Here is a 19,632-nt window from a genome sequence, read left to right as displayed (position 1 = left end):
TGCGAGTTGTTTACCACTGGAGACCGATACCGACACCAACCCCCATATCTCCCTGAGTATTAGTGGATGCCTGCATTTTAGTTACCCAACGCCCGCTCTCGGAGACTTTGGATACGCCTAAAGCAAGGGCGGATTCGTCGCGATAGTAACCGGTTGATAGCGTTACCATACTATTTCCTGCTGATGTTGGTTGTGGTTGGTTGGCCATGGCCATAGCACTGGCAACGCCGGCACTGAGAACATCATCTTGCTTATTCAAGTCGTATCTTAGTTTCGATACCTGACTATCGGTATAAGCATTGGCCTGATTCGTTATATTTCCGATGCTGTTTTTTAACTGTGAGTAGTTGACGGCATCAGTATCATTAGTAGCAGGGGCGACATTGGTAATTTGTCGTTCCTGTCCTTTACTTCCTACCGATACAGTATTTTCCCGATCGGCAACAGAATTCGCACCCAGAGAAACCGAGTTATTTGCCGTTGCGATAGCATTACTACCCAATGCCGTACTGTTTTCTCCCGTGGCTTGCGCTCCTGCTCCTCCTGCAGTGGAATCAGTGCCGGTAGATTGTGGAGTGACGCCGATATTGTTGCTGTGAGTTTGGAACATATAATTATTTCCAATCTGCATGTTACTAATAATATTACGAGTTTCCTGTATGTCCCCACCCATAGTTAGAATAGCCGCATCGGTATACTGATTAGCCTGCATTACGGCACCGTCCAACTGGCGGAGGTTAACTGCATCAGTCTGTTCACGACCATCAGCAAGGTTGCTAAGAGTGCGAGTTTCATTAGTTTGGGCGTTTCCAATGGACAGGGTTCCTGTACTGGTATTACTTGAGCCGGAATACTGACCCGTATAGGTTTCTGCTCCACGCCCATTATCCGTAGCATTGTTACCCAGAGCGATATTATTACTGGCCGTGGTGGTAGCGCCGTTACCTATTGAAATAGCATTTTCACCGGAGGCCTGTGCGTTAGGTCCAATAGATACGGCATTATTACCAGAGGCTATCGAATCTGCTGCACTTGAGTTGCTATGGAAGTACTTAATACCACCACCGCTAATACTGCCTTCGATCACGGTTACCCGATTATCTACACTGGTGACTCGATTATCTAATGCATACAGTTGAGAACCATTTACGGCATCGGTTGAGGTTTGGTTGATATCACCATCAGCTACGTTGGTGATCTTATTAACCATGGTAGTACCGTGTCTGGCACTAAAGGCAGTCAGTGTTGGATCCCAAAGTAACGCATCATCTGATATTGCTCGTAACTGGGCATAGTTCACGGCGTCAGTATCATTAGTTCCTGCCGCGACATTAATGATTTGACGTTCAGCACCATTGGTACCAACGGAAATACTATTCTGACGATCGGCTATTGAGCCCTGACCTAACGCGATACTGCCGTCACTGGTGGCAGTAGCACCATTACCAATGGCGATGGAGTTAGTGGCGGAAGCAATGGCAACTGGCCCCATCGCTATGCTGTCAGTGCCACTGGCATTGCTGTCAGCCAGAGTGGAGTTGGCATGGAAGTACTTAATACCACCACCATTACTGATATTGGTAATAGTGGCTCCAATGTTCGTGACTTCAGTATTGGTGGCAAACAGCTGACTGCCGTTAACCGCATCGGTACTGGTGGCGGAAAGCTGTCCGGCGGCAACATGAGTCAGCTGACGCTCGGCACCGGCAGTGCCGATACTGACCACGCTGGCCGGTGCGTCACCGGCAAAGGTATAGTCGGTTCCATTGATGGTGGTGCCGGTCGTGCCAACGGCAGCTTCGGTGGTTGATCCGGCTCCCAGTGCCACGCTGTCCTCTTCGGTGGCGGTGGCGCCGTTACCGATAGCAATAGCGCTGAGACCTAAAGCTGTTGCTGCCGGTCCGACGGCCACGCTGTCAGTGCCACTGGCGTTGCTGTCCGTCAGAACGGAGTTGGTATGGAAGTACTTAATGCCAACGCCGTTGTTGATATTGGTGATGGAGGTGTTCAGCGCATTCACCGTGGTACTAAGGCCGGTGACGCTGGTGCCGATATTGGTGACTTCAGAATTGGTGGCAAACAGCTGACTGCCGTTAACCGCGTCGGTACTGGTGGCGGAAAGCTGTCCGGCGGCAACATGAGCCAGCTGACGCTCGGCACCGGCCGTGCCGATACTGACCACGCTGGCCGGTGCGTCACCGGCAAAGGTATAGTTGGTTCCATTGATGGTGGTGCCGGTAGTGGCAACGGCAGCTTCGGTGGTTGATCCGGCTCCCAGCGCCACGCTGTCCTCTTCGGTGGTGGTGGCCCCGTTACCGATGGCAATGCTATTGGTGGCGGAGGCAGCCGCTGCCGGTCCGACGGCCACGCTGTCAGTGCCACTGGCATTGCTGTCTGCCAGAACGGAGTTGGTATGGAAGTACTTAATGCCAACGCCATTGTTGATATTGGTGATGGAAGTGTTCAGTGCATTCACCGTGGTGCTAAGGCCGGTGACGCTGGTACCGATATTGGTGACTTCAGAATTGGTGGCAAACAGCTGACTGCCGTTAACCGCGTCGGTACTGGTGGCGGAAAGCTGTCCGGCGGCAACATGAGCCAGCTGACGCTCGGCACCGGCGGTGCCGATACTGACCATGCTGGCCGGTGCGTCACCGGCAAAGGTATAGTTGGTTCCATTGATGGTGGTGCCGGTAGTGGCAACGGCAGCTTCGGTGGTTGATCCGGCTCCCAGCGCCACGCTGTCCTCTTCGGTGGCGGTAGCGCCGTTACCGATGGCAATAGCGCTGAGGCCTAAAGCCGTTGCTGCCGATCCGACGGCCACGCTGTCAGTGCCACTGGCATTGCTGTCCGCCAGAACGGCGTTGGTATGGAAGTACTTAATGCCAACGCCGTTGTTGATATTGGTGATGGAGGTGTTCAGCGCGTTCACCGTGGTATTGAGTCCGGTGACGCTGGTACCGATATTGGTGACTTCAGAATTGGTGGTAAACAGCTGACTGCCGTTAACCGCATCGGTACTGGTGGCGGAAAGCTGTCCGGCGGCAACATGGGTCAGCTGACGCTCGGCACCGGCGGTGCCGATACTGACCACGCTGGTTGGTGCGACACCGGCAAAGGTATAGACGGTTCCATTGATGGTGGTGCCGGTAGTGGCAACGGCAGCTTCGGTGGTTGATCCGGCTCCCAGCGCCACGCTGTCATTTTTAGTTGCTGTCGCACCATTACCAATGGCAATAGCGTTTATTCCTGAAGCACTGGCTAATGGACCTACGGCAATACTGTTCGCACCTGTAGCATTGCTGTCTGCCAGAACTGAATTCGCATGAAAATAGAGAGTGCCTGTTTGACTCAATAACGAAATAGATGAATTGAGCTGGCTCAGGTTTACGGCATCTGTTAGTGCTGTACCCGCCGCAAGACCAGATATTTTGTTGGTGCTCATATTTAAGCCAGCATATGCTGTGAGCCCGGTATTGGTTATATTCAGTTTGCCTGCGCCGCCTGCACCAATAGATATGGCATTAACACCTTGTACGTTGATCCAAGCTCCATAGGATCCGGAACCATCATATGCCACCAGGCCTGTCTGAGCACCACCTCCGCCACCATCGCATACACCACCATTTCCGACGACAGTACCCGCTATAGCAGAGTTCCAACAACCTCCGGGGCCTCCTGTCCCTAATATACCTGCTGAAAAGGAGTTTGCTGTTCCTGCATAGGAATTAAATCCAATACTTCCTAGTATTAATACCAGTAAAGATAATGGAACCTTTTTATTTAATAAAGATGTTTTACATTTGTTTTTTTTGGCTTTTTTATTTCTTTTAACGGCGTTGGATTTGTTAATATGTACAAGTTCAGATACGACAACCCAGCACCCTAAAGATGCATTCCATAATATACTAAATATTTTATTCATATCTTTCCCCAACTGTCGTTTTTAAAGTGTTTTCATGTTGATTAAACGGGTGTTCTCTTTATTTTTTCATATTTAAATTATTTAATGCCATAGGATTAAAATTGATTTTAAATAAATCAATCTAACTTAATTGATTGTTAATTAAATGAATTTTTATAGATAATAAAGAGACTTTCTAATTCTGATTGTGTTATTAATTAAGGCTAGCAGTGGGTTTGTTTTTGGCAAATCTATTATGTTGATATAACCATATTGTTTATATGGTTGAATGATATTGATTATTCATAAGTAATATTGTGAATATCAAAATATAAATATATTTGAAATGTGATCTGCATCACTTAATGAAGGTTGGCTATTAAATTAATACAACAGTGTTAATTTGTCTTTTTTATTTGGAAGGGATTGATAAAATATAAGGAAAATAATTTCATATACTATAGTATTTATTTTTTTACCATTTGAACTGTATGCTATTTATATTATGGTCTATTTAAAGAATGAAACTCGATATGACTAATAATCGATATAGTCATTTCTCTAATGGGAGTCTGATGTTTTGTTATTAACATTTATCAGCTGCCTGATTAATTGAATAGATAGATAAAAAGCGCCTTCAGACGCTTTTTATCTATCTATGATATCTATAATTCAATGGGTTATAACTTCGTAACAGTATAAACCTGAGGAACTAAAACGTTTTGTTTAGTGCCATCTGCCTGAATGACTTCACGATTGATTAACCAAATAATATCTGAAGTCAGGTTGCCTACCTGTTCTGATGTCAGAGGTACCCCTAACGATAAGTTATATTTTTGAGCAAACTCAATGCCTGCATTCATCAGAGCCACATATTGCTCTTCATCATTGGTGGAATGATTTAAAAAGCGCGGTCCTGTCAGGTTGATAATTTGGTCACGAATAAGTTGTTGTTCATAGTAAGCATCTTCCAGATGTCTGTGAGTACTATTGTGCTCAGTCTTTAGTCTACTGGCCATATAGTCTGAAGCCAGCCAGGTTTTATAATCCGTAAACTTTGGATCGCTTTCTACCAGAACACTATTACCCACAACTGGGGGCATTGTGTAAATGTTGGAGTCCAGTAACGGCATATTTTGCGCCGGTGAATTGGCAGCAATATTAATTTCTCCGGGACCATTCAATTCATTAATTTGTACGGTAACTCGATCAATATTCATTGCGCCAAGATTGATATTTGGTCGATAGCTTTCCTGATGAGGATTCACTGTGTTGCGATCGCTGTTTATTGAGGAGCTACTGAGCATTTCAGCAAGACGAGAAACATTTTTTTGAGCCACAGAATTAGAGGCGTCTTGATGCTCATCACGCGTCGAAGCAGACTCAGAATGAAGCGTTATGGTTTCAGTATCATCAATAGAATGAGTATCAGGAATTTTATTATCAATTATCTGATTGGCATCAATTTTCAGGATTTTCCCCGCATCAATTTGGCTTTTATCGTTCAGAACTGTATCGGCAGAAATGGTCAGATTACCGCTAGCTAAAATTTTCGCCGGGTCGCCTTTTGTTATATCAGGGTCGTAAGGAGAAGCGTCCGAAGTAAAGTAGTCATTAATATTTTTTAGTTGGTTAACCACGAGTTCCAGATTGCCAAGCGCTTCGATAGTAGCGCTGTGGTTGTTAATCTCGCTCGCCTGGCCCGAAGTATTGCCATTATCATCCAACGTCCGGCCAATGGACATATTTCCACCGCTGAAAATTTGCGAATGGGTATAGTTATTTAAAACATTAGTGCCGATATTAATACTCTCACGACCAAGCAGTGTAGCGGCGCTGCCGTTCTCAAAACGGTTATTGATAGTGTCAGCCTGCAGTTGCAGCCAGGTACCATGAATACGACCCGAGCCATAGTTATCAATCTGTCGGGCTTGTAGCTGGGTGAGAATTCCGTCAATCAATCCGCGGTTAGTCAGTGTTCCACTGATGTTGAGCTGTGTGGTATTAGCCCGGATTTCAGCCAAAGCATCATTATTGAGTGAGGCGGCGTTTAATGTCAGTTGGTTTGCATATATCCGGCCACCTGAATTGCTCCAACTGCCGGTGGTTTCTGCATTGAGAGTATTGTCGACATACAAGTGAGATGAATTGGTAATGATATCTCCATGCCGCGCTTGTAGCACCATGCTGTCAGCGCTGACTTGAGCACCGGACAGATTGATTCCATCCGCCACGACACTGATTTCACCAGTAGCAATAATTTGACCTTGCAGGTTGGCCGGCTGTTGAACTTGAATAGTGATATTGCCGTGGCCAGCCATTTCGCCATTGTCGTTTACGCCGGCAGCGAGTAGCGCTTCGCTGGTATTGTTAAAGTTAGCGGCCACTAACATAATATCATTTAGTGCTACCAATGCCGATGCGTTAACAATATTGTTGGTAGCTCTCAGATTGATTTCACCACCGCTGTACACTTTAGAACGATTATAGAAGCTTTGTCCTGAACTCAGGTTAAGGCCAGCAAAGGCGAAAATATCCGCTTCGTTAACAATCGAACCATCAGCATTCAGTAATAACTGATCTTCGCTGCGCATTAATTTACTGTTGATGAAGTTGCCACCAGCACGGTAATTACCGCTACCTTTGCTGTGCAGCGTCCCTCTGTTATGCAGTGAATCAGATGTGGTTAACGTTAAGTTACGATCGGCGCTTATTGTGCCGGTGTTGGTCACCGAACCAACGGCGTTGATGGTGGCATTATTTTTAGTATAAATAGTGCCATCATTTAGCAAACTTCCTTTAGTTGTCAGGTTTAAGTCGCTGTTAGTGCTAATAGTACCGTTATTATTCACGCCATTATCTGCGTGAATCTCCAGAGCACCATGACTTTGTAGAGCACCGCTATTTAACAGGCTACCCGCGGTCGTTAATGTTAATCCACTGTCAGACCCAATAGTGCCTTGATTGGTAATATCATTCCCTGCATTCAGTGAAACTAAACCTTTCCCGTAAATCATTCCCTGATTAAACAGGGTTCCGTAGGTTGTCAGATTGAGGTTACGGTCGGTACTGATAGTACCGTAATTGGAAATTGACCGATCGGCGCTAATCCACAGCTCGCCTTTACTGTACAGAACGCCACTGTTAAAAAATGCATCCTGGCTGGTCAATGTCGCGCCGTCAGAAGCACTAATATCACCCTGATTCGTCAGGTGACCACCACTGGTGATGCTCAGAAAACCATCACTGATAATTTGAGAACCAGTTGTACTGTTGAGATAATCCTGGGTGCTAATAGTGGTACTACCGTTACTTTTTAAAGTGCCTTTATTATCAATGGATTTGGCTGAAACAGACAGGTTTTGCTGCGTAACGATGGTTCCGCTGTTAGTGATATTAGCGTTGTTCTTAATGGTGGCTTTTTTGCTGGCAGAAATCGTTCCCTGGTTAGTTATATTATCCTGAGAACTAATGGTGATATTTTCTGCAGCGTTAATTTTACCCGTACTGGTGTTTTCAATTTTGCCCTGTGCGGTGAGAATGACTTCTTGCTTAGCGTGCAGGGTTCCTTGGTTGCTTATACCTTGCTGAGTAGAGATTTGCAGGTTTTGTGCACTAGTGATGGTACCTTTGTTTTCAATACGTCCATCAGCAGTAATCACTACCGAACCCGCCTGAGTACCGATGTTACCAGCGTTACGAACACCAACGCCGTTTTCAGTACCCACCATGCGAATACTGTTAGCGTACATGCCCCCCAGTGCAGATACGTCAACAGAGAACTGTGGGCTATTGGCATCACGGTTGCCTTGTTTTTCCACGCGTTTAGTATCAGCACTAACTTTGTTCTTACCGGTGACCACATTTAATTCATTGGCCCATACCCCGGCGTTAACTTCAACTGATTGGGCTACGATATCGGTATAGCTCTGTTTACTGCCGTCCAGTCCTTTTCCCTGAATGGTGATTTTTCCCTGACGGACATCATAGCCTTCAAGGTTGCCGTTATTCATCACCGGAGTACCGGTGGTTAACGTTGCCCGGTTGGAGTTGATAAATCCACATCCATCACAGGTAATACCTGACGGGTTAGCAATGACGACCTGAGCTTTTTGTCCTGCTACTTCCACATAACCGTTCAGACGGCTTGGATCGCGAGAGTTAACTTCATTCAAAATGACTTTGGCGCTGCCCTGAGCCATGTTAGGGTTCCCATCAATATAGCCACCTAATTGTGTCTGTACTGATGAACCTGAGTTATTAAGAATAACACCGCGATTATCCACATCGAATTGGCTGTAGGTGTTGCGTGAAACCCCTCCAGAGCTGGGAGCCTGAATATTGACCTGTGGTGTGCCATTACCGCTACCAAGAATGGTAGGTTGCTGATTACCAGGCGCGTTTGGATCCGCCACAATATTGGCTTGAGCAGGTAAACTGATGCTGATGAATCCCAACGCGATACTGGTCATCAACACCAGTGGGGACAGGCCAGCAATGAGCTGACCAAATGTTTGTCCACTGCCGGAAGAGGAGTCACCTGCTGAGTGAGTACCTGCTATTTCAGGAACAACTACCAACATGCCCCGTATCCGGTTAAAAATCACGCGATACAATTTCTTGTTCATAAATAAATTCCTTTTATTTCAAAGGCATCATAATTATTATTTGTTGTCTGTCTTTCAGATAATTTCAGCATCCATGCAGTCTCAATATTGCCAGTTAAGGTTGAACCCCAACGTCACCGGATCGGTGCGGAAGCCATCCGGCTTCGAAGTTGGGATTCCGGCAAAAACATCATAGCTGGTACGAAAGGCATAGCCTCTCAGCCCCAGAACGGCACCCGCCAGGTGTTTTCCCAGCAGGTAATTACTTCCCTGGCCACCGACTTCACCATAATCCATACCTACATACAGCTCTTGCGCTGGCAGCGGTGTTCGCCAGGCTAATTCATTACGGGTAAACCAACCGCGATCTGCCGACAGGCTCAATTCACCATCAAAACCACGTACCGTATAACGACCACCGATAGAAAAACGCTCCTGAGAGGTCAGGGCGGTGCTGGAAGGGAGTTGGCGTTGATACTGCGAACGAAAACTAAATTGCTGTTCAAGCAGATTAAAAGGCCAATCCAGATTTGCTGACAGTTGGGTGATCTTACTCAACGCGGTAGCTTGCCCATTATACTCTTCTGGTGCAGGTTGTGCGCCAAACCAACGGGTACCTTGTTGATAGGTGATGCCAGCATCCAGCGTAATAGCATCAATGTAGTGGCGATGCGCTAGTCCTATTCGCCATGCAGCAGTATTTCGACGCTGAACTTCTATCTCAGTATCGTTAATGTAATTTCGACTTTCTCTTAGTAATACATCATATGTGAATATCGTTTTTTGTGATGCATCACGATGTAGTAAACGACTTAAACCAAAAGTCAGATTTTTGCTTTCGCCACTGTAGTTATAATCTTCTATCAGGCCCGCGACTTTTTGATTATAGCTATAGGCACTGGTGGTAGCATTCAGACTCCAATAGCCATAAGGAACCGAATAGTGAGCCGCATAGTTGTGGCTTCCCCGATCGTTTTTCCACTGCAAATCGTGGCCACCGGAGATATAGAAGGTATCATTAAGCGATAAAGGGTTGTCCACATACAGGGTTAATCCTCCCTGATAGCGACCTGTGCTTACGGTACCTGAGTCATCTAACGAGGCGCCTATGCGCCAGTGACGGTTTTGTTTCCAGGTTATGGCCAGTTCGGTTTCCCCTGGCTCTTGTCCCGGCATCATATTGATATCTGCCTGAGCGGTAGGAACCCGACGTAAATTCTCCAGCCCTTGCTCAATGTCTCTCAGATTTAGTAAATCACCATCAGATACGGGAAGCGTATTAAAAGTTTGAATATAGCTATCGCTATCCGTAGAAAGAAATATACGGCTGACTTTCCCTTCCAGTATTTTCAACTCAAGTTTACCACTGGTTAAATCCTGCGGTGGTGCCAGTACGCGTGTGGTGATGTAACCTCTGTCAATTAAGCGATTTTGCAGGGCGCTCATCAGCAAATTGATTCCCTGTCCCCCTAAACACTGGCCATTGGCCTGATTAGCGATGGACTGCAGTGATAACCAATTAGTCAGATATTGGCTTCCGCTCAATTCTACCTGATTGATAGGAAAACAGGCTTCTTCTGCAGGGAATTGGTCAATGGTTGAACTACCGGCGGGTAGTTCGATACGTACATCGGGGCGGTCAGGAGAGAGTTGTTGTTCTAAAGCTTTTTGGCGTTCTTGTTGATTAATAGTTTGTTGATTATTGATTTGGTTAAGTTCAGGGGCAGCCTCACTAATCAAGGGGATCAGTGTTATGAGTAGTGGAAATGATTTTATATAATTGTATTTTTGAGAAAATAATAATTCCATCTATTCCAAAAACGAACGAGTTCCATGTCAATTGATAAGAGGCTTGGGCGTAAGTTATATAAGAGACATTACGCTGTCTACTACTATTTAAGCCCCATTAGATAAATAGCGTAATAGTTGCAGCCTCATTAAGTAGGAGGGTTTGTTTCCTGAAAACGAGTAAAATCTTTCTTACTTGTTGTTTATATTGAAGCTATTGATAGAAGTAATATGTGAAACTCACAACATGTAATGCTGATATTGATACTTAAATAAACGAACGTTTCACCAGATGAATGTGTTGTTAAAAGCGCCGCAATCTTGGTTTTATACCAGACTTGTGGCGCTTTTAACGTGTAAAGCAGTAAATTAAAGGTTTATTCACCAGGACAACGCTGACAGCGTTCTATTTCATCGTCGCCTAATCTTAATTTAGCATTTAGATCGCGCAATGCCGTTCTTAATCCTTCTTCAATAACTGGATGGTAAAATGGCATATCCAGCATTTGAATGATGGTCATTTGTTGTTGATGAGCCCAGGCCAGCAGGTGAGCGATGTGCTCAACATTAGGGCCCATCATTTCTGCGCCAAGAAAACGACCGGTTCCCTGTTCACCATATACGTGTAGTAGCCCTTTATTTCGCAGCATTACTCGTGAACGACCTTGATTTTCAAAGGAAACTTCACCAACCTCAAAACAGCCGCAGGCACTAAATTTCTGATTTAATTCACGGTAAGTTGAACCAACCATAGCAATCTGTGGATCGGAGAATACGACGGAAATAGCGCTACGGCGCAGGCCTGGTTGAACTTCTGGATATGATCCGGCATTTTCACCGGCGATACGTGCCTGATCGCTGGCTTCATGCAAGAGTGGTAACTGATTACTGGCATCTCCGGCGATAAAAATATGTGAAACGCTGGTTTGCATAGTCAGACGGTCGGCAACAGGGACACCACGAGCATCAAGTTCCAGTGAGGTATTTTCCAGACCGATTTTGTCTACATTAGGACGGCGGCCAGTGGCTGCCAGAACATACTCAACGGTGATTTCCTGAATCTGCCCCTGGTCGTCCAGATAACGAATAAATACGCCATTGTCCCGGCGTTCCATTAACTCCACTTTGGCATCCGGATAAAGAGGAAACTCTTTACTTAATGTATCAGCGGCATATTGACGAATTGCTCCATCGGTTAATGGGCCGACAGCGCCACCAACACCAAACATAGTAACTTTCACACCCAGACGATGTAGCGCCTGACCCAATTCCAGGCCAATAACTCCGGGGCCAAATACGGCGACGGAGGCTGGCAAGTCATTCCAGTTAAATACATCGTCGTTAATAATCAGGCGATCGCCAAGGTTATTCCAGGGTGCAGGCCAACTTGGACGAGAGCCTGTAGCAATAACGATACGTTTTGCTTGGATTTGGGTGTGGTCGTCTACCTGTAAGGTATTGTCATCAATAAAATGAGCATAACCGTCGATCTTATCTTGCTGAGGGATTTCGCCAACCCCTTCCAATACAAAACCAACAAAACGGTCGCGCTCGCGTTTAACGCGATCCATCACTTCTCGTCCGTCGATACGGATCTCACCCTGTGGATGAACGCCAAACCCTGGTGCGACTTCAATATGGTGTACAGCTTCTGCGGCAGCGATAAGGAGTTTTGATGGCATGCAACCGACTCTGGCGCAAGTTGTACCATAAGGCCCGCCTTCAATCATGACGACGTTAGGAGTAAACCGTTTTGCTGCCCGGTAAGCACCTAATCCTGCAGTTCCTCCACCAATAACTGCAACATCGACCTGTAATCTTTTCATCCTTAAGACTCCTGAAATGCAAAAAAAAAGGCGGACAAGAGTCCGCCAAAACTTACCATTGGCTAACTTTAAATAGAGTGGTCTAAATTCTGTTTCAAATAATGTCGTGTTTATCAGACGGCAAAATATTTTTCTAAATCATCACTGCCGCCGATGTGACGTCCACCAATAAAAATTTGTGGAACAGTAGAGCGACCGGTAATAGCGCGCAGACTGACGGTGGTCGCATCGGTACCTAAAATGATCTCTTCATACTGAAGGCCACGTTCTTGCAACATTTGTTTCGCTTTAGCGCAGAATGGACAGCCGGGTTTGCTTAATACAGAGATGGATTCTTGCAGTTTGCAGTCCGGAGCCAGGTATTTCAGCATGGTATCAGCGTCAGAGACTTCAAACGGGTCGCCTGGCTTGTTTGGTTCAACGAACATTTTTTCAATCACGCCGTTGCGAACCAGCATAGAGTAGCGCCACGAACGCGGGCCAAATCCTAAGTCTGCTTTCTCAACCAGCATATTCATGCCTTTAGTGAATTCACCGTCACCATCAGGAATAAAAGTAATGTTGCTGGCATGTTGCTCAGATTGCCATGCGTTCATAACAAAGGTATCGTTAACTGAAACGCATAGTACGCTGTCAACGCCGTATTGCTTGAATACTGGTGTCAGCTCGTTATAACGAGGTAGATGGCTGGAAGAGCATGTTGGAGTAAATGCACCTGGTAGAGAGAAAACAACCACGGTCTTATTGGCAAACAGTTCGTCGGTAGTGATGTCGATCCATTTGTCTCCCTGACGGGTATGGAATACGGTTGTAGGGATTTTCTTTCCTTCCTGAGTTGTGAACATGCTTTAACCTCTGTTTATTAGCTGAATCTGGTATTAATCTTTATTGTCGAGTGACAAGTTTTTGTTAATGAAGATTATCCATATCGGGGATTAATAGGTATAATCGTTAGTCGCTATCCTATCTATTGTCACCACCTATCTAAACGCAAGGGATTAAGCTATGAATATTCGCGATCTGGAATACCTGGTTGCACTCTCTGAGCACTGCCACTTCCGGCGTGCGGCAGATTCTTGCCATGTGAGCCAGCCAACGCTGAGTGGGCAAATTCGCAAACTGGAAGATGAGTTGGGTGTCATGCTGCTGGAAAGAACCAGCCGTAAAGTGCTGTTCACACAGGCCGGGATGCTGCTGGTCGATCAGGCCAGAAAAGTATTACGGGAAGTTAAAGTATTAAAAGAGATGGCCAGTCAGCAGGGCGAAACGATGTCCGGGCCATTACATATAGGGTTGATTCCAACGGTTGCACCTTATTTGCTGCCGCATATTATCCCTATGTTGCATAAAGAGTTTCCTAAGCTGGAAATGTATCTGCACGAGGCACAGACTAAAGATCTGCTGGCTCAGCTAGACAGTGGCAAACTGGATTGTGCCATTCTGGCACTGGTAAAAGAGACTGAATCTTTTATCGAGATTCCGCTATATGATGAACCTATGCGTCTGGCTATTTATTCCGATCATCCATGGGCTGGACGGGACAAGATAGTGATGTCTGAACTAGCCGGCGAGAAACTATTAATGCTGGAAGATGGTCACTGCCTGCGAGAGCAAGCTCTGGGCTTCTGTTTTCAGGCGGGGGCGGATGAAGATTCACATTTCCGCGCTACCAGTTTAGAAACGTTGCGTAACATGGTTGCAGCGGCCAGCGGTATTACATTGTTACCGTTACTGGCAACACCAGCAGAAAAAGAGCGTGATGGTATTTGCTATTTACCATGCTATAAGCCAGAGCCAAAAAGAACCATCGGTTTAGTCTATCGTCCGGGTTCCCCTCTGCGGGCTCGCTATGAGCAACTGGCCGAGACGATTGCCGGACATATGCCGGGCGTGATTGAGTCAGAACAGAAAAAGATTGCTGCAATTGGATGATCGCTCTGTCGGTTGGGGTAAAAGTGACATTTCTTTTGCTTTTTCAACGGTCAGGTTCTTAACACAATTTACGGTTAATGGTTTTGAGGCCAACCGTTGATATTTGAAGCCGCAAAATGATAAGTAAGGATTCAGGCGTGATGGGCGTCAGAGCACAACAGAAAGAGCGTACTCGCCGTACATTAATTCAGGCGGCTTTCAGTCAGCTAAGTGCGGAAAGAAGTTTCGCCAGCTTAAGCCTGAGGGAAGTGGCTCGCGAAGCTGGTATTGCACCAACCTCTTTCTATCGTCACTTTCGTGATGTGGATGAACTGGGATTAACCATGGTTGATGAAAGCGGGCTAATGCTGCGTCAACTTATGCGTCAGGCTCGCCAGCGTATTGCCAAAGGTGGCAGCGTGATCCGTACATCGGTGGCGACGTTTATGGAGTTCATTAACGATAATCCCAATGCGTTTCGTCTGTTGCTGCGTGAACGTTCTGGCACCTCGGCGGCATTTCGTGCTGCAGTGGTTAGAGAAATCCAACACTTTATTGCTGAACTGGCTGACTATCTGGAGCTGGCAAACCAGATGCCTCGCAGCTATTCAGAGGCTCAGGCTGAAGCAATGGTCACTATTGTGTTTAGTGCTGGTGCAGAAGCGTTAGATATTGATATAGCCCAACGTAAACTATTAGAAGAAAAGTTAGTCTTACAGTTGAGAATGATTTCAAAAGGCGTGTATTACCTGTATCGCCGTGAACAAGAAAAAGGTGTATTGCCTCACGAATAGAGGCATGACGAATAAAAGGAGAAAGAGCAATGACAGAAAAAGTGAGTAAAGAATACGCGACCCTACTGCTGGCATTTATTGCTGGTATATCACTTAACGGATCGTTTAACGCGCTGTTTGATTCAGTTATTGCCTTTTCGATTTTTCCGTTAATTGCTTTAGGGTTCTCTATCTATTGCCTGCATCAGCGCTATGTGACTCAGCCTATGCCGGAAGGAACGCCTATGTTGGCTTTCTCTTGTTTCCTGTTGGGGTTATTTTTGTACAGCGCGGTTATTCGGGCTGAATATGCAGGAATGGGTTCTAACTTCTTATTAACCATTATTTGTGTCGCGCTGGTGTTCTGGATTGGTTATAAATTAAAGATCACAACCCGTCATAAAGCGGTAAAACAAATGGACTGATGTTGTTCATCTAAAATAATAACAATGACAATTTGATGTACAAACTGGCCCCAATGGATATTGGGGCTTTTTTATTGCTTTGTTTATATTGTTTAGTTCAGACTCGTTTTTCTAGCAGAACGCCGCATTCCATATGATGGGTATAAGGGAACTGGTCGAACAGAGCCAGACAAGAGATCTGATGTGTTTGGCTAAGGACTAACAGATTTCCGCACAGGGTTTCCGGGTTACAAGAGATGTAGAGGATTCTTGGATAAGCCTGTACCATTTTGACCGTTTGTTGATCCAATCCACTGCGAGGAGGGTCAACGAAGATGGTTTCACATTGATAGCTGGTTAAATCAATACCTTTCAGCCGATTAAATTCCCGAACCCCCAGCATGGCTTGAGTAAATTCTTCAGCGGCCATACGAATAATCTGGACATTATCAATTTGGTTAGCGGCAATATTAAACTGGGCGGCGGCTACTGATGGCTTAGCGATTTCAGTCGCCAGAACCCGATTAAAATTGCGAGCCAACGCTAAAGAAAAATTACCGTTACCGCAGTACAACTCTAATAAATCACCTTTCGAATTCTTGGTGGCATCAATTGCCCATTCCAGCATATGAATATTGACTGCCGCGTTAGGCTGAGTGAAGCTATTTTCCGTTTGGCGATAGATCATTTCTTGCCCATTTACGGTTAAACGTTCATCAACATAATCGCGATCCAGACAGATTTTTTGTTTCGATGCCCGGCCAATTAGCTGCAAATTAAACCCACGGGAACGCAAATCGTCTCTTAATTGCTCTGCATGCTGCAACCACAGATCGTCCAGTTGACGGTGATAAAGCAGAGAAACTACAACTTCACCGCTGAGTGTAGAGAGATAATCAATCTGAAATAGCTTATGACGTAATGAAGCATGCGGTTTTACACCGGCTAGTAGTTCCGACATCAACCGGTTAATCAGCTCACTGGCGGCCGGGAAAACATCAACCCGAATACGCTGCTTGGTCGTCTGATCGAACATGATGTGGTACAGGTCATCCCCTTCATGCCAAATCCTGAATTCTGCCCGCATACGATAATGGCTTAGCGGTGAGCGAAATACTTCCGGCTCAGGTGCAGAATAGGGCGACATCATCGAGATCAAACGATGCCTCTTATCTGCCAGTTGGGCATCGTATTGGTCGGTAGGCAGTATCTCTGGGGTCATAAGTCTTCTCAGGTATCAGTGTCACGAATTCATTTATTAAGGCGGAATTGTAGGGAATGATGACGTGATGTCCAGCTTTGATAAATGATTAAAAAACAATAGCAGTCTAGACATCCATACAGGATTGCTTGTAGCATGTGTGTGTTCCGGCCTCCCATCAGAGTTAAAAGGGAATCTGGTGTAAATCCAGAGCTGACGCGCAGCGGTAAACAGGAAATAACAGCCGCTCTCTCCACAAAACAGGTTGGAGCAGGGCAGACACTGTCGTTACAGATGGGAAGTCGTTGTTAAGTTAATCTCCTTGAGCCCGAAGACCTGCCGGTATTCTGTCGCATTGATTGCAGCCGTCGCGTATACGTGCTGTTTTATTGCGGCATCCTGCAACTTAAGTTGGATGCTTTACGTTATGTTTATAAAAAAGAGAGTATTAGTCGTAGCCCTTTCTGCTACGGCCTTTTCCGTATGGGCTCAGGAAGAGAGTGACAAGATGGTGGTCACTGCTAATCGGTTTCCTCAACCGGTTTCTACGGTACTGGCACCAATAGATGTGGTCGACCGTGACCAGATTGATCTCTGGCAAGCAAAAAGTTTAACCGATGTTTTGCGTCGTTTACCGGGCGTTGATATATCCCAGAGTGGCGGTCGTGGTCAGTTATCCACGCTTTATGTACGCGGAACGGAATCACGACATGTGTTGGTGTTGGTGGACGGCATTCGTGTACCCGTATCTGGCATTATGGGAACTGCTGATTTCAACCAAATCCCTATTTCTCTGATACAACGTGTGGAATACATTCGAGGCCCACGCTCGGCAGTTTATGGTTCAGAGGCTATTGGTGGTGTTATTAATATCATTACTAATGCCGAAAAAGATGGAGCGAAGCTGGAAGCCGGACTGGGTTCCAATCACTACCAACTTTATGACGCCAGCATTCGCCAGACCGTTGGTGATAAAACTACGCTGACGGCAGCGGGTGCTTTCGAGGATAGTCGCGGTTTCAATATACAGCCAAAGTCTTCTTATCCGCCGGACAGTGATAAAGACGGATTTCGCAGCAAGTCGATTTGGGCAGGTATTGAGCACCAGTTCTCATCTCAATTCTCCGGCTTCTTACGGGGTTATGGTTATGGCAATAATTCAGAGTATGACGGTAGCTATGGTGATGAACGCCAACTGTATAGCCGTAATTATGATATGGGGCTGCGTTTCCTTGAAGGGAATTACTCATCTCAACTGATAGCCAGTTATCAAACCTATAAAGATTACAATTATGATAGTCATAAAGGTTTATATAACGATGGCACTTCTCTGGATGACGTAACTCAACGCAATATTCAGTGGGGAAATAGTTATAAGTTAGAGCGCGGCGTAGTGAGCGCAGGCGTTGACTGGCGTCAGGAGAAATTAGAATCTTCAGATAACTATGCCTCCGATCGTTATAAACGAGATAACACGGGGTTATACCTGACGGGGCAAAAATCACTGGGTGATTTTACGCTGGAAGGGGCGTTCAGAACGGATAAAAATCAGCAATTTGGCTGGCATGAAACTTGGCAGACTGCGGCGGCATGGGAGTTCATTCCTGATTATCGCTTTACTATTTCTTATGGTACGGGATTCCTGGCGCCTACACTGGGGCAACTTTATGGTTCAGAACGTTTTTACATCTCCTCTAATGACGATTTGAAACCAGAAGAATCCCGCCAGTGGGAAGCAGGGCTGGAAGGGGATACCGGGCCATTAAACTGGCGTCTGGCAGCATACCGTAACAAAATAACCAATCTGATTGGTTATGAGTCCGATCCTGTTACCTGGGAAGGTCGTTACTACAATATCGAATCTGCTACCATTAAAGGAATTGAGTGGACCGGAACCTTTGACACCGGTCCATTTGAACATCGAATTACGCTGGAATATCTGGATCCGCGTCGGGATAAAGACAATGAAGTTTTAGCCCGTCGTTCCAAGCATAAGGCAAAATATCAGATTGATTGGAATATGCTTGGTTTAGATATGGATGTATCATATCAATATTATGGCAAACGCTATGACAACAACACCTCTGAGTATGCGAATGAGCAGAAACGCTTATCCAGCTATAGTACGGTTGATTTGTCAGCGGCTTACCCTGTGACGGAACAGTTAACCGTTCGCGGCAGAGTGGCTAACTTGTTTGATAAAGAGTATGAAACAGCCAGCAATTATGAAACGGCAGGGCGGGAATATTACCTCACTGCAACCTATACTTTCTAACGGCAATATAAGGAGAGATCGCAATGCCAACAGCACTGGTTTTTGATTCAGGCGTGGGCGGGCTCTCCGTATTTCAGGAAATCCGGCAGCTGATGCCGGATTTATCCATTATTTATGCTTTTGACAATGCTGCTTTTCCTTATGGTGAAAAGTCGGAACAGTTCATTGCTGAACGAGTTGTCAAAATGGTTGGTGCGCTTTGCCAACGGCATCATATTGATATTATTGTCATTGCCTGTAATACCGCCAGCGTAGTCTCTCTTCCTGCATTACGTGAAAACTTTAATATTCCTGTTGTTGGTGTGGTTCCTGCGGTAAAACCCGCAGCACGCCTGACGCGTAATGGCATCGTAGGGTTACTGGCGACGAAGGTAACGGTTAATCGCCCTTATACACATGAGTTAATTGCTAACTTTGCGCAGGATTGCCAGATAGAACTGATGGGATCCAGCAGAATGGTGGAGCTGGCAGAAGAGAAACTGCATGGAAAACCAGTAAGTGCTGATGAGCTACGATCTATTTTATCTCCATGGCTTGATGGTGATAAAAAGCCGGATACCATTGTACTAGGGTGCACGCACTTTCCTTTATTGAAAGAGGAACTGAGTGCAGTATTACCCAAGGATACTTTGTTAGTTGATTCTGGTGCAGCGATTGCCCGTAGGGTATCGTCGCTGTTGGCGGATGTTGACTGGCAACAAGAAGATAAGCCCGTTAATCTGGCTTATTGTTCGAAAGTTGATGATGAATCCAGGAAGTTAATTCCGGTTTTGCAACACTTTGGTTTTAAATCACTCGATGAGCAGTCAATCTGAAGGCTTTTTGGCTAAACAATCAGCAGTCAGAATTATTTTATCAATTAGCACTTGCCAGATGATTCTGAGTCCCTATAATGCGCCTCCACTGACACGGCAACAGCCGCTTCAGTTCAGACGTTATCGTG

11 protein-coding genes, 1 pseudogene and 1 riboswitch are annotated in these 19,632 nt (G+C 45.8%); of the genes and pseudogenes, 5 read left to right on the top strand and 7 right to left on the bottom strand.

What is annotated here, in order from left to right; translation table 11 throughout:
* Nucleotides 1-10: 10 nt before the first annotated feature.
* The 6 genes and pseudogenes from I2494_RS18285 to I2494_RS18260 all read right to left on the bottom strand — a co-directional run bounded on the left by I2494_RS18285 (nucleotide 11) and on the right by I2494_RS18260 (nucleotide 12,970).
* Nucleotides 11-3,445, bottom strand: coding sequence for a YadA family autotransporter adhesin (locus tag I2494_RS18285; protein WP_267081342.1), 3,435 nt, complete (start codon nucleotides 3,443-3,445; stop codon nucleotides 11-13).
* Between the two features lie 381 nt (nucleotides 3,446-3,826).
* Nucleotides 3,827-3,925, bottom strand: a pseudogene (locus tag I2494_RS20735) (ESPR domain-containing protein); the annotation flags it as partial.
* 659 nt (nucleotides 3,926-4,584) lie between these two features.
* Nucleotides 4,585-8,532 carry a two-partner secretion domain-containing protein gene (locus tag I2494_RS18275; protein ID WP_218467459.1) on the bottom strand — a complete coding sequence of 1,316 codons (3,948 nt, stop codon included), beginning with the start codon at nucleotides 8,530-8,532 and terminating at the stop codon, nucleotides 4,585-4,587.
* Between the two features lie 81 nt (nucleotides 8,533-8,613).
* On the bottom strand, nucleotides 8,614-10,320 hold the full coding sequence (locus tag I2494_RS18270; protein WP_218467458.1) for a ShlB/FhaC/HecB family hemolysin secretion/activation protein: 1,707 nt from the start codon (nucleotides 10,318-10,320) through the stop codon (nucleotides 8,614-8,616).
* A 356-nt stretch (nucleotides 10,321-10,676) separates the two neighbouring features.
* A complete protein-coding gene (locus I2494_RS18265) occupies nucleotides 10,677-12,125 on the bottom strand; it encodes a dihydrolipoyl dehydrogenase (RefSeq protein WP_218467457.1) in 1,449 nt (482 codons plus the stop codon).
* 113 nt (nucleotides 12,126-12,238) lie between these two features.
* Nucleotides 12,239-12,970: a glutathione peroxidase gene (locus tag I2494_RS18260; protein WP_218467456.1), complete on the bottom strand. Its 732-nt coding sequence runs from the start codon at nucleotides 12,968-12,970 to the stop codon at nucleotides 12,239-12,241.
* Nucleotides 12,971-13,130: 160 nt separating this feature from the next.
* Here I2494_RS18260 and oxyR point away from each other — a divergent pair, with 160 nt between their 5' ends.
* From oxyR to I2494_RS18245, 3 genes are all read left to right on the top strand, one after another.
* A complete protein-coding gene (oxyR, locus tag I2494_RS18255; protein WP_130590076.1) occupies nucleotides 13,131-14,057 on the top strand; it encodes a DNA-binding transcriptional regulator OxyR in 927 nt (308 codons plus the stop codon).
* A 140-nt stretch (nucleotides 14,058-14,197) separates the two neighbouring features.
* Nucleotides 14,198-14,830 (top strand): HTH-type transcriptional repressor FabR, encoded by a 633-nt coding sequence (fabR, locus tag I2494_RS18250; protein WP_130593545.1) that lies wholly within the window; start codon nucleotides 14,198-14,200, stop codon nucleotides 14,828-14,830.
* A 29-nt stretch (nucleotides 14,831-14,859) separates the two neighbouring features.
* Nucleotides 14,860-15,234, top strand: a complete 375-nt coding sequence (locus I2494_RS18245) for a YijD family membrane protein (protein WP_218467455.1) — start codon at nucleotides 14,860-14,862, stop codon at nucleotides 15,232-15,234.
* A gap of 97 nt (nucleotides 15,235-15,331) precedes the next feature.
* Here the strand turns inward: I2494_RS18245 and trmA are convergent, their stop codons facing one another.
* Nucleotides 15,332-16,435 (bottom strand): tRNA (uridine(54)-C5)-methyltransferase TrmA, encoded by a 1,104-nt coding sequence (trmA, locus tag I2494_RS18240; protein ID WP_218467454.1) that lies wholly within the window; start codon nucleotides 16,433-16,435, stop codon nucleotides 15,332-15,334.
* A 130-nt stretch (nucleotides 16,436-16,565) separates the two neighbouring features.
* Nucleotides 16,566-16,772, top strand: a riboswitch (cobalamin riboswitch).
* A gap of 69 nt (nucleotides 16,773-16,841) precedes the next feature.
* Between trmA and btuB the strand changes: the two genes are divergently transcribed.
* Entirely contained in the window at nucleotides 16,842-18,689 is a 1,848-nt protein-coding gene (btuB, locus tag I2494_RS18235; RefSeq protein ID WP_218467453.1) for a TonB-dependent vitamin B12 receptor BtuB, read from the top strand.
* 23 nt (nucleotides 18,690-18,712) lie between these two features.
* Entirely contained in the window at nucleotides 18,713-19,504 is a 792-nt protein-coding gene (gene murI / locus I2494_RS18230; protein ID WP_218467452.1) for a glutamate racemase, read from the top strand.
* Nucleotides 19,505-19,632: the final 128 nt, after the last annotated feature.

It is taken from the genome of Limnobaculum allomyrinae (assembly GCF_016649425.1).
GTDB classification, from domain to species: domain Bacteria; phylum Pseudomonadota; class Gammaproteobacteria; order Enterobacterales; family Enterobacteriaceae; genus Limnobaculum; species Limnobaculum allomyrinae.
This window is presented reverse-complemented; position numbering and strand designations above follow the sequence as displayed.